Source organism: Pristimantibacillus sp. Z349TD_6 (genome assembly GCF_056173205.1).
Window position 1 is genome coordinate 5,836,790 of sequence record NZ_CM149662.1, and the last position, 11,734, is coordinate 5,848,523.

An 11,734-nucleotide genomic window follows, 5' to 3' on the forward strand; every position below is an offset into this window, starting at 1 on the left:
AGCGCTCCGTTTTCCCCTTGTATACCTCCAATCAAGAGATAGGATAGACACACTTTAGAAATTGCATTAATGTTGTAGTATGTTACTAGAGGAGCTATTAGAGACAGGACCAAATATATCAATTCAGAATCAGGAAAGGACGTTAACTATGGAAAATGTATCTGATGCTGATAAGTTCGAATCAATAAAATCTCTGCAATCTACAATCAATAAACTCGAGAACGCCTTATCCCAGATGACTCAGAGTGGCGCAAATACTACCTTAGTAAAGAAACGACTTAATGCTGTTTGCATTGGCTTAGCTATTTTAGAGAATGTCTGGAATCAAAAACCTCATCTATACACACAAGAAAATTTAGTAGAAGCTCGCGATGTTCTTTTGGGTTTAACCCCTTCCGTTGAGAACAGTTACATGAAGTCGAAGCCTGGCAGTCCACAAAGAACGCTCTTAGAAAGAAGACTTAAAGCGTTGAGACTAGCTGTTCAAGCCATTGACGAACGATAGTCCAAATAATATGGAATCGAACGACTATTCAAACTTTAATGAATCTGGATATAAAAAAGCCATCTTAGCCCCGTTAACATTGCTAAAATGGCTTATTATTTGCATTCTAATTTCATTCCTCAGATATAAAGCGTTTTGGATAAACCGGAACAATTTTATAGATTTCTTGCCTCGGCAACCAATCCGTACTTTGTGCATTAATTACTTTTACGTAATCTGTGAATTCAGGATCTTTAACATCAAGAAGAACACCCTCATAGGTAACTGTTGAGTCTAACTCTACAACGACTACATGTCCAATAAAATCATCGATCCGCATTAAGCCGCCCTCCTTATTTTAAGCAGTTCGACAAGATCAAATACTATCCTTCAAAGAATGTTGCCTATTTTTTTACTATATATCAACCAGAAGTCATTAGGCGCAAAATTCGCAAGCATGTTCTAATCAGTAACTTCAACGGAGACCCGAACAACATAACTATCCGAATCCATCTCTGAGAAGTAGTTGATCAAATCCATTACGTATACATTCCCGCATACTTTCATTCCTTTGCGCTCAATGTATTTTTTTATAATGGAGCAAGCCTCTGAAATGCTTTCGTAAGAACCTTTATGGTCCATAACCGCATAAAAGCCCTTGGGCTTGATAAGCATTCTGTCTCCCAAAATCGGCGCTTTAATCCTATTTGCTACATGGCTCCAAGAAAAGGTGCTGGATTCATAACTTTCTTTGCTTATAAGCGCCCAGATCGGAAATTCGTGATTGATAAAATGTTTTTCACAATAATTGCGATGTTCACTTAACTTAACAGCAAATTCCTCTTCGTCCCCTTTTTCGAGCGGCGTCGCGATTAAATACTCCATTTCACATTCTTCTATAGAAGGATTGTCCCGCAACGTCTCCATCGATGTCTTCGTCATTTGAATGGCATTTTGCAAAATATCCTGCATCCGTTTGATTCGAAGCAGCTCTGATTCCAATTCACGATGCTTTTGATTAAACAGCTCGATGAGACTCGAAGTGTTCCTGTTCTGGATAAAACCTTTGATTTCCTGAAGAGAACTCCCAGCCTTCTTAAGCACATTAATAATATCCAATATATAGGATTGGCGATGAGAATAATAGCGGTATCCATTTACATGTATAAATTCAGGCTTCAAAAGCCCGATCTCGTCATAGTGAAGAAGGGTATGCTTTGTAACCCCGCTTATGCTCGCCAGTTTGCTGATCGTGAGATAGCGACCGTTAATATCGGACATGTTGAATATTCCTCCGAGTCTGAAAATCTTATAATTCGATACAAGGATTATCGCTAAATTTTACCTAATGAAATTGGCTTTGACAATAGGGTAACCCTGTAGTTTAGAGTTAAGTCCAGAAGATTTTTAGCTTTGTATGACATGGAGGGAAAAGCAAGATGAACAGTATCAATCGTTGGATCGTTCTGGCAGTCGTATCAAGCGCACTTTTGCTCATTGTAATGGATGCGACGATCCTTTATACGGCTATGCCAAGCTTAACTTACGACCTAGGTGCTTCGGCATCGGAAAAACTATGGATTCTGAACGGTTATTCGCTTGTTATGGCAGGTCTGCTCCCGGCGATGGGGGCACTAGGAGATCGTTACGGCCATAAAAAAATATTCGCCCTTGGATTGCTCGTATTTACGGCAACTTCTCTCCTCGCGGCTTTTGCTCCAACTCCGTCTGTATTGGTCGTAGGACGAGTACTCCTTGCTGTTGGGGCATCCATGATGATGCCTGCTACATTATCCATCATTAGAGTCACATTTACCGACCCGCGTGAGCTCGGACTTGCGATCGGCATTTGGGGTTCCATTGCTTCTGGAGGGGCAGGAATTGGTCCCCTTGTAGGCGGACTGCTTATGGAGCATTTTTGGTGGGGTGCCGCCTTTTTGATCAACGTTCCAATCGCGATCTTAGCGTTTGTTTTGACGCTGGTATATGTTCCGAAGCATGAAGGCAATAAGAATACGAAGTGGGATCTTACCGGCTCCATTCAGATTATGATTTCCATGGTGGCGATTGTTTTTGCTATTAAAGAATTTGCAAAGCGCGAAGGGTCCCCCATGCTTGCTGCAATTGCCGCCGTTATCGGGATCGTGGCAATGATTATCTTTATTCGTCGTCAGCTCAAAAGCCCAAACCCGATGCTCGACCTGTCGCTCTTTAAAATATCTCCTTTTATGACAGGATGTATTACAGCTTTAGTCGGTCTATTTGGACAGCTCGGGGTTCAGTATATTGTGACTCAGCGACTTCAACTAGTGGTAGAAATGAGTCCGCTGCAAGCGGGTCTGATCACGCTAAGCGTACCGGCAGCGGCTCTTATTGCAGGTCCACTGATCGGAAAAATATTGCATCGCTATAATGTGATATATATCAAAGGCCTCGCTCTTCTAACTGCCGCTTTGGGAACGATGATTTATGTCTTTCAATTTGATTCCGGCATTGCTGGACAAATGATCGGACTAACACTCCTCGGAGCAGGCTTGGGAGCAGGAATGACGGCAGCTTCTCACTCGATCATGAGTTATGCACCGCCTGAAAAAGCGGGGATGGCGGCTTCAATTGAGGAAGTGGCCTATGAAGTCGGAGGGGCGTCCGGAATTGCAATCATCGGAAGCATTTCTGGTCTAGTGTATACGCTCGCTATGAATATCCCCGAGGGACTTCAGGTTCCTGCCAATGTAAAAGACAGCCTGGATGAAGCGCTGTTGGTTGCCGATGGGTTGCCTGTTCAGGCTTCCGAAGCGTTGAAAGCGGCTGGGCGCTTAGCTTTTGATCAATCCTTTTTCGTCATACTTCTGGGGTTATCCGTATTTTTTGCAATAACCTCATTAGTTATATTATGGATAGGAAATCGATCGAAACAAAGTCATTCAGTAAACGTTCAACACAATCATTAAAGTACTGAATAAAGAGGTTTGAAGAGATTATATTGCGGAGCAATTAAAGATACATTCCATTCCTACAAACAAAAACCCCGACCTCTTAAGGTCGGGGTTTCACATGCTGATGGCGAACCTTGGTTATGCAACACTACAATTCCATTAACTTTACTTATTGTTCAAGCAATTTATCCAACAAGCGAATAATCATCGCAACTGACTCGGCACGGGAAGCAGATTCATTTGGTTTGAACAATCCGTTGCCTTTACCGCTTACGATACCTGCACTAGCAAAAGCATTAATTGGTTCAGAAGCCCAGTTCGCGACTACATCCGAGAACGGATTGGTTGTACTAGGAACATAGTTCGTCAAACGAGCTAGCATTGCAACGATTTCAGCACGGGAAATTTTTTGATTAGGATGGAAAGAACCATCACTATAACCTGTAATTATCCCATTAGCCTGTAATGCTGCAATCGCTTCTGAGGCCCAATGCCCTTTGGTGTCAGAGAAGGAAGCACCGTCTGAATTCGTTAAACCAAAAGCTTTTGCAAGCATCGTGGCGAACTCGGCGCGAGTTACATTTTCATTCGGATGATAAGAACCATCACTATAGCCTTTTACAATCCCCATCTTAGCAGCACGCTCCACTGCTAAAGCACTCCACGAAGATGCCGGGACGTCCATAAATTTTAAAGCGGGAGCAGATTTTTCTTTTTCCACGATAGCTTTAACTACATCCACATCGATCTTGTCGTTGAAGACTGGTTTCGTAATCGTTGGTGTAGATGTTGGCGCCGGCGTTGCTTTTGGTGTTGATGTTGGCGTCGATATTGGTGCTGATGTTGAAGTCGGCGTCGGTGTCGGTGTCGGTGTTGGTGTTGGCGTTGGCGTTGGCGTTGGTGTCGGTGTTGGTGTTGGTGTCGGCTCAACTCCCGCTGTTTTCACGACAGTAAACTCATCGATCTTATTACCCGCACTTGTACGTGCTTCCACATGAATCCCGTCCTCAGTAATTTCAATTGCGGAATATACTGGCACGTCCTCATCAAAAATATGTTTCAAATAATTATATTGTGTACCATCATAAAATTTCCAGCCCGATGCACCGCCATCAAGATAAACGGTACCTTCATTTGTATCCTTATTGGGCTTACCATCTTGCATTGGATAGGTACGCGCATACACATGATCATGACCTACTAGAACCAAATCAACTTTTTTCTCTTCTAAAATAGGCGCAAAATACGTTTGTGTATACTCAACAAGGGTTTCTCGACCATTTTCTGTATGGTAAGCAGGACGATGGAACATAACGATAGTCCATTTTTTATCATTTTTATTTAAATCTTCTTCGAGCCAAGCTGCTTGATCTATCATTTGTTCCTCTGTACCCTCTGAGTTCAATACGACAAAATGAGTATCATCAACCTCATAAGAGTAAGCATATTGAAGCTGAGATTCTGGTCCGTTCGTTGGGAAATTCGCCCCTTTGGTAAATACTTCTTTCCCTTCACTCTTCACATCATGATTACCCAATGTTAGAGCCGTTGGAATTTTTGTTGCGTAGACCGCAGATGCTTGCCAGAACTTTTGCCATTCTTCAAAAGCGCCGCCTACATCAACCATATCTCCGCCATGCATAATAAACTGTGTTGATGGATGTTGTTTCAAAGCGTTAGTCATTAATTCTTGATAAGCTTGTATGCCTTGTGATTGATTCGTATGAGAATCTGTAATAAACAAGAATGAGGTCGGTGTTGTTTTATTCTGATCCACTGTCGAATATTCATACCATGCCGACCAATTGCCCTCATAACCTACACGATATTTATAGGCGGTGTCTGCTTTCAAACCTTCAATCAGAGCATTATGAAACCGGATTTCACCCTTCGTTCCATTTTCCTTCATACTAAGCACTTGAAGCTCACTCTCAGCTTGATGTTGTTTTACATGTTTAATATCAGGGCTTTCTCCTGTTCCCCATTCACTCGCTTCAATGTATTCAAGATAAGTAATGGTTTGGTCTGGCTTGGTTTGCCAAGCAGCGCTCAGCTCGGAAGACATATCTTCTGCCACATAGGTTTGAACATATTGAGGTGTATCTGTACCGTATTGCTCCACGACTTCATAATTGACAACCTTACTGTTCTTATCACCGTTGACCGCTTGAACCTGATAGGTTCCAAGTGCCAATGTAGTTAGGTCTGTCATTAATTGTCCTTTAGCATCTGTTTTACCAATGCTGCCGTTCAATAACTGACTGCTAACATCCGATTCAGAGATATAACCTGTTGTTTGACCATCTGCGAAAATAATTTCGAATAATCCATCTTCAGCTTTTGCAGAAGCATAGTAACGTTCACCAGCTTTTGCAACCATTAATACCTCAGAAGACGTATCGTCATCCTCATATACATTAGACGTTACGGTGTTAACGGTAACTACTGAGCTTTGCTTTAATAATCCAATGAATACAATGTCCGCACCTTCATACGGCTTGCCCACATGGTCTAATACTGTAAATGTAGAAGGCGTGCCTAAACCAACTCCCGTCATTTCCAGCTGATATGGAAATGCGATGGTATAGTGGATAGGTGCAGCGAGTGGTGAGCTAGTCTGAACTTCGCCAGCTGTTAGATTTGTATTGCTCATGGTTATGGTCTTGTAAGCTTCACCACGCTCCAGCGCAGCATGAGAGCTCACTCTGAAGTTTACCGTAACGGCATTATGGGCTGCTGCTACGTTATTAAGTGATACTTTAACCATCCCGTGCTCATTATCAATATCTGAGGTTAGGGCAACTCCAGTCGCCTGAGTAATGCTTTCAACTTGAAGGATACCTTTATCATAATTTAAAGCAAATTCCGCACGATCTGCATTCAAATAATCTTTGATACCTACTTGCACAGAGTAGATTTCGTTGCTTGTTGCTTCTTTGTTAGCAGTCATGAACAATCGTTCTCCTGCATTCACTGTGAAGGCGAATGTTTTCCCTGCCGGGTTACCAACCTTATCCTTCACTTCAATCACAAGCTCATGATAACCGCCATCCACATAATTACCTGGATAGGTTAATACCTTTGTATTTTCAGAATAATCCACTTTATCCGTTATATTCGTTCCATCCAAAAGAACAGATAATGTATTCAGATCCAAACCTGATCCGTTATCGTCCAGCTCCACCTTCAATGCATCAAGCGGAGCGTTTAATACTTCATTTGGGGCAGGAGCTATAGGTTTAATGGTTGGAACTTCTTTATCCTCATCAAGTTCCTTATAGATAAAGGTAATATCGTCTACCCAAATCGAGCCTTTATTTTTCTTGCTCATATTCGATTGTTTCAATTGAAAAAACAATTCAAGGACGATCGGACCTGGTTTTCCCTGCGGCACATCCGCCTCAATATATTTCCATCCAGACCAGTCTACACCCATCTGATTTTCACCATAAAATTCTGCTTGAAACGATGATCCGCCTTTATCTCTAAATTTTGTCGTTAGCAAATGTCCTTCATTGTTCCCATAAACCCACATGCCTACTTTGGTAGGGTAGCCTGTTACTGGAATATTCCCTGTTTTATACCCGACTTCAATTTGAGAAGGGTTATCTACGATGCCAATCATATCGTAATCAATTCTAGCTGAATATTGTCCATTTCTTACATGCTTCTGGTTGTTCTCCAAGTGCAGCGTTGCCTCATACATGCGTTTAGGATTAAATTTCACATCTGAGATTCCATCTTCAAAATCTTCAACGATAATATTTGGCGATGCTTCATCTACTGCAAAGACATGGTTTTTTTGACCAAAGCCGGTATGTAGTCCCCCTCCTAGCAACGTTATAATGGATGCAATGACTATTGTCTTGCGTAATACTTTTGCTCTCATTACGTTTCCTTCTCCCTTAGTAAAATGGTTAGTCAATGAGAACTATAACAGTGCATTGTAAAATTAAACCTCCTTAACTATTAAGAAATTTTATTTTTATTCACAAAAATTGTAATCAATCGTCCTTTCGAGTTTAGCTGTGATGGAAAAAAAGCGAGTAGGAAATACAAAAAAACCCGATCTCATTCGATCGGGTTTTCTATTTCCGCGGAATTAATTCATCGTACTTACCCCAGCGCCTCTCTAAGTTCTACACTATGGATTGACGACTATTCCACGATTTTTAGTTTTTTTGGAGTACATGCCCCCTTTACAAAGCCGCTTCCGCAGTCTCAAACTGGCTATTGTACAATTCGGCATAGAAGCCGTTTGCCGCAAGAAGCTCGTAATGATTGCCGCTTTCGATAATATCGCCGTCCTTCATGACGAGAATAATATCGGCATTCTTGATCGTAGACAACCTGTGCGCGATAACAAAAGAAGTTCGTCCTGCCATCAACCGGTCCATCGCTTCCTGAATGAGAAGCTCCGTTCTCGTATCGACAGAGCTTGTTGCCTCGTCGAGGATGAGCAGAGGGGCGTTCGCAATGAGCGCTCTTGCAATCGTGATGAGCTGTTTCTGACCTGCGGAAAGGTTCACTTGCTCGTTCAATACCGTATCGTAGCCATTCGTTAAGGTTCGGATAAAATGATCAATACCGACAGCCTTGCAGACGGCCTTCACATCAGCATCGGTAACCCCTTGCTTGTTGAAAACGATATTTTCTTTGATCGTTCCCTCGAACAGCCATGTATCCTGAAGCACCATACAGAATTGTTCATGAACATTTTCCCGAGGAAGCTCATGGATCGGAACGCCATCGATAGCGATTTCCCCGCCATTCAGCTCATAGAATCGCATCAGCAAATTGACGATCGTCGTCTTCCCTGCACCCGTCGGTCCAACGATGGCGATCTTCTGACCAGGCAAAGCACGGGCTGAGAAATCGTGAATGATGAGCTTATTTGGATCATATCCGAAGGAAACGTTCCGGAATTCGACCTGCCCCTTAACATCCTTAAGCACCTTCGATTTATGGTTCTCGTCCTCAAGCTCTTTCTCTTCCAAAAATTCAAAAACGCGCGCGGCTGCAGCTGCAGTTGATTGCAGACTTGTCGCGGCTTGTGCAATTTGCCCCAAGGGCTGCGTGAACAAACGAACATAAAGCATGAATGCAACGATGACACCAAACGAAATATGACCATTCATCGCTAATGCTCCGCCGACAATACAAACCGACACATAACCGAAGTTTCCGACAAACATCATGAGCGGCATCGTCAAGCCGGATAGAAATTGCGACTTCCATGAGCTTTCATATAATTTATCGTTTATTTGATTAAAAGTTTCCTTCGCCTTCCGCTCTCCATTATAGACCTTAACCACATCGTAGCCTGAGTATATTTCTTCGACATGGCCATTCATCGCACCAAGATTCGCCTGCTGGTGGACGAAATGCGTTTGTGATTTTTTGATCATCACGGTCATAAAGGCAAATCCTAGAAACGTCGAAATGATCGCCGTCAACGTCATCCATACGTTCGTATAGAACATCATGACCAAAGAGCCGACCAGCATCGTGACGGAAGTAACCAGCATCCCGACGCTCTGATTCATCGTTTGCCCGATCGTGTCGATGTCGTTCGTGACGCGGCTCAGCACGTCGCCGTTGCTCGTGGAATCAAAATATTTGAGCGGAAGCTTATTGATCTTCTGGGAAATGCGCGTACGCAAGCTTTTTGATACCTTCTGGGTTACCGTAGCCATAATATAGCCTTGGAAGAACGAGAAGATGACGCTTAATCCATATAAAACAGCAAGCAATATACCAATGCTGCTAATCGCGTCCATGTCAATTTCGCCCATTAACCCTTTGGTAATATGATCCGTCATATCCTTCAGCTTGCTTGGCCCGACAATCGTAAATATCGTGCCGACCACGGACAACAGCAGAGCGACGACAATAAGAGGAATGTACGGCTTGCAATAGGCGACGAGCTTGCCCATTGTGCCTTTGAAATCGATGTTTTGCTTGGTAGCGACCTGTTGTTTAGCCAATTTCAAGCTCCTCCTTCGATAACTGAGAGTTCGCGATCTGACGATATACCTCGCAGGTCTGAAGCAGCTCTTGATGCGTGCCCCTTCCTACAATCTTGCCTTCGTCAAGAACGAGTATGAGATCGGCTTCCTTGATCGTTCCGATTCGCTGCCCCACAATTAGGTTGGTAGCTCCAGCTGTTTCTTGATTCAACATAGAACGCAGCTGGCGATCGGTTTTGTAATCAAGTGCAGAGAAGGAGTCGTCAAAAATGTAAATGTCAGGCTTACGGTAGATAGCCCTAGCGATGGATAACCGCTGCTTCTGTCCGCCAGACAAATTCGAGCCGCCTTGCGAGATCGTGCCCTCATACCCGCCTTCCAGCTTCTCGACAAATTCTTGCCCCTTAGCGATCGCTACCGCTTTCTTCACATCGTCCGCCGAGCCAGCCACATGCCCATTATCACCATAAGCGACGTTGGACGTCACTGTTCCGCTGAACAATACGGCTTTCTGAGGAACATAACCAAGCTTGTTATGCAGATCTTTCAGTGAGTAATCCTTCACATTCATTCCCGCAACAAGCACTTCGCCGTCCGTCACATCGTAAAATCTCGGAATTAAGTTCATCATTGTACTCTTGCCGCTACCCGTGGAGCCGATAAACGCAACCGTCTCTCCCCTGCGTGCAACGAAGCTGATATCTCTAAGTACATATTCATCCGAATCCGCATATTTGAAGCTAACATTCCGGAATTCAATTTCTCCTGCTTTCGCTGCATTAGTTGATTTCGATCTGCCATCCTTGATGCTTGGTTCTGTATTTAATACTTCCATGACACGCTTGGCAGCAACCGACGCCCGCGGCAGCATGAAGAAAACCATCGACAGCATCATAAAGGCCATGACAATCTGCATGGCATAGGACGAGAAAATGACCATGTCGCTGAACAAGCCTAATCTAGCTGCTGTATCCGCTCCATTAATCAGATACGCACCGATCCAATAAATCGCCAAGCTTAATCCGCTCATGATTAGACTCATGACCGGCATCATTAATGCCATTAATCGGCTTGTGAACAGATTCGCATCAGTCAACTCCCGATTTGCGTACTCGAACTTCGCTTCTTGGCTCGGTCCAGCATTATAAGCACGAATGACACGCAGGCCTTGAAGCCCTTCTCTCGTTACTCGGTTCAGTTGATCCGTTAGTCCTTGAATCATTCTGAACTTCGGCATGGCGAACAAAATAACGATCGCGATCATGAGAAGAAGCAGTGCAACCGAAATACCGGACGAGAGCGTCCATTGCCAGCTCTTGCTTGAAATTTTCACAATTGCCCAGCCTGCCAGAATAGGCGCTTTAATCATGACCTGCAGCCCCATCGCCACGATCGTTTGTACTTGCGTAATATCGTTCGTGGAACGCGTAATGAGGCTTGCTGTTGAAAATTGATTCATCTCGGCCATTGAGAATGATTCAACCTTGTCGAAGAGCAGGCTTCTAAGCCTCTTAGCGAGCGAAGCAGCGCTCTTCGCCACCAAATAAACAACGATGAAGGATGCAATTAAGCTTCCAATGGCACACAGCATCATATAGGCGCCTGGCTCCCATACCTCGTTTAAGGAGCTGCCTTCCGTCTGCACCAGCTTTGTGATTTCTGCCAAATAATCGGGAAGCTTGAGATCGAGCCATACCTGGAACACGATAAATGCAGTACTGATGACGATAAACCAAACATTTTTGGGATTGAAATACTTCAAAATCTTAAGCATTTATCAAACGCTCCTTCTCCATGTTGTTAGCCATAGAACTGTAAGCCTACTAACTATATTACAATAATAAAAGCCGCTCTAACAACTTCGACGACTACTCCAAATTCTTTTTGATTTTATCGAGCACATTAAAAAAAGTATCCATCTCCTCTTGCGATAGACCCTTCTTAATTTCACGCTCCAATTCAACGTATTTTAAAATAATGGCTTCATGGTATTCAATAGCTTTTGGCGTGAGAATAATCCTCTTTAGTCTTGCATCATAAGGAACAGACTCTCTCGTTATGAGATTATTTTTCTCCATCAATTGCAAAATCTTACTCGCGGTCGAACGCCGAATCGTGAACTGGCTCTCGAAATCGCGTTGAAAAATCTCCTTGTGCTGGTTCTCAACAAAGTACCTCAGCACCCATCCATGCATGCCAGTCAATTGATCGCCATATTTTTGACTCATAAACCCGCTTACCTGTCTATGCAGCATATTTCTTAGCGTTCTAAGTTCGAGCGCAACCGATCGATCCTTGTTCATTTTCGCCCCCCTTTACCTATCATCTCCAGCTCTTTTCTTTAT

8 protein-coding genes are annotated in these 11,734 nt (G+C 43.4%); 2 read left to right on the forward strand and 6 right to left on the reverse strand.

Going from position 1 to position 11,734, the window contains the following annotated elements:
• The first annotated feature begins 148 nt into the window (after window positions 1-148).
• Complete coding sequence (locus AC0VYE_RS25410) at window positions 149-505, forward strand: hypothetical protein (RefSeq protein WP_475443289.1); 357 nt, start codon at window positions 149-151, stop codon at window positions 503-505.
• A gap of 112 nt (window positions 506-617) precedes the next feature.
• Here AC0VYE_RS25410 and AC0VYE_RS25415 read toward each other — a convergent pair whose 3' ends face one another.
• On the reverse strand, window positions 618-824 hold the full coding sequence (locus tag AC0VYE_RS25415) for a hypothetical protein (protein ID WP_076267682.1): 207 nt from the start codon (window positions 822-824) through the stop codon (window positions 618-620).
• A gap of 122 nt (window positions 825-946) precedes the next feature.
• Window positions 947-1,765: a MerR family transcriptional regulator gene (locus AC0VYE_RS25420; protein ID WP_475443290.1), complete on the reverse strand. Its 819-nt coding sequence runs from the start codon at window positions 1,763-1,765 to the stop codon at window positions 947-949.
• 158 nt (window positions 1,766-1,923) lie between these two features.
• On the opposite strand from AC0VYE_RS25420, the gene AC0VYE_RS25425 reads away from it, so the two are divergent.
• Window positions 1,924-3,435, forward strand: a complete 1,512-nt coding sequence (locus AC0VYE_RS25425; protein ID WP_475443291.1) for an MFS transporter — start codon at window positions 1,924-1,926, stop codon at window positions 3,433-3,435.
• A 154-nt stretch (window positions 3,436-3,589) separates the two neighbouring features.
• On the opposite strand, the gene AC0VYE_RS25430 is transcribed toward AC0VYE_RS25425, so the two are convergent.
• The 4 genes from AC0VYE_RS25430 to AC0VYE_RS25445 form a co-directional block, all read right to left on the reverse strand.
• Window positions 3,590-7,309 carry an S-layer homology domain-containing protein gene (locus AC0VYE_RS25430; protein ID WP_475443292.1) on the reverse strand — a complete coding sequence of 1,240 codons (3,720 nt, stop codon included), beginning with the start codon at window positions 7,307-7,309 and terminating at the stop codon, window positions 3,590-3,592.
• A gap of 310 nt (window positions 7,310-7,619) precedes the next feature.
• Window positions 7,620-9,356, reverse strand: a complete 1,737-nt coding sequence (locus tag AC0VYE_RS25435) for an ABC transporter ATP-binding protein (RefSeq protein WP_083681904.1) — start codon at window positions 9,354-9,356, stop codon at window positions 7,620-7,622.
• A 43-nt stretch (window positions 9,357-9,399) separates the two neighbouring features.
• The gene (locus tag AC0VYE_RS25440) at window positions 9,400-11,163 is read right to left on the reverse strand and encodes an ABC transporter ATP-binding protein (RefSeq protein ID WP_475443293.1); all 1,764 of its coding nucleotides are present in this window, start codon (window positions 11,161-11,163) and stop codon (window positions 9,400-9,402) included.
• A 94-nt stretch (window positions 11,164-11,257) separates the two neighbouring features.
• The gene (locus tag AC0VYE_RS25445) at window positions 11,258-11,692 is read right to left on the reverse strand and encodes a MarR family winged helix-turn-helix transcriptional regulator (RefSeq protein WP_076267676.1); all 435 of its coding nucleotides are present in this window, start codon (window positions 11,690-11,692) and stop codon (window positions 11,258-11,260) included.
• Between the last annotated feature and the right edge of the window lie 42 nt (window positions 11,693-11,734).

What these genes read in the sequence shown, in the direction of transcription:
- AC0VYE_RS25425 (WP_475443291.1), top strand. Translation starts at nt 1,924, where the DNA reads ATGAACAGTATCAATCGTTGGATCGTTCTGGCAGTCGTATCAAGCGCA.
- AC0VYE_RS25440 (WP_475443293.1), bottom strand. Translation starts at nt 11,163, where the DNA reads ATGCTTAAGATTTTGAAGTATTTCAATCCCAAAAATGTTTGGTTTATC.
- AC0VYE_RS25410 (WP_475443289.1), top strand. Translation starts at nt 149, where the DNA reads ATGGAAAATGTATCTGATGCTGATAAGTTCGAATCAATAAAATCTCTG.
- AC0VYE_RS25445 (WP_076267676.1), bottom strand. Translation starts at nt 11,692, where the DNA reads ATGAACAAGGATCGATCGGTTGCGCTCGAACTTAGAACGCTAAGAAAT.
- AC0VYE_RS25415 (WP_076267682.1), bottom strand. Translation starts at nt 824, where the DNA reads ATGCGGATCGATGATTTTATTGGACATGTAGTCGTTGTAGAGTTAGAC.
- AC0VYE_RS25435 (WP_083681904.1), bottom strand. Translation starts at nt 9,356, where the DNA reads ATGGGCAAGCTCGTCGCCTATTGCAAGCCGTACATTCCTCTTATTGTC.
- AC0VYE_RS25420 (WP_475443290.1), bottom strand. Translation starts at nt 1,765, where the DNA reads ATGTCCGATATTAACGGTCGCTATCTCACGATCAGCAAACTGGCGAGC.
- AC0VYE_RS25430 (WP_475443292.1), bottom strand. Translation starts at nt 7,309, where the DNA reads ATGAGAGCAAAAGTATTACGCAAGACAATAGTCATTGCATCCATTATA.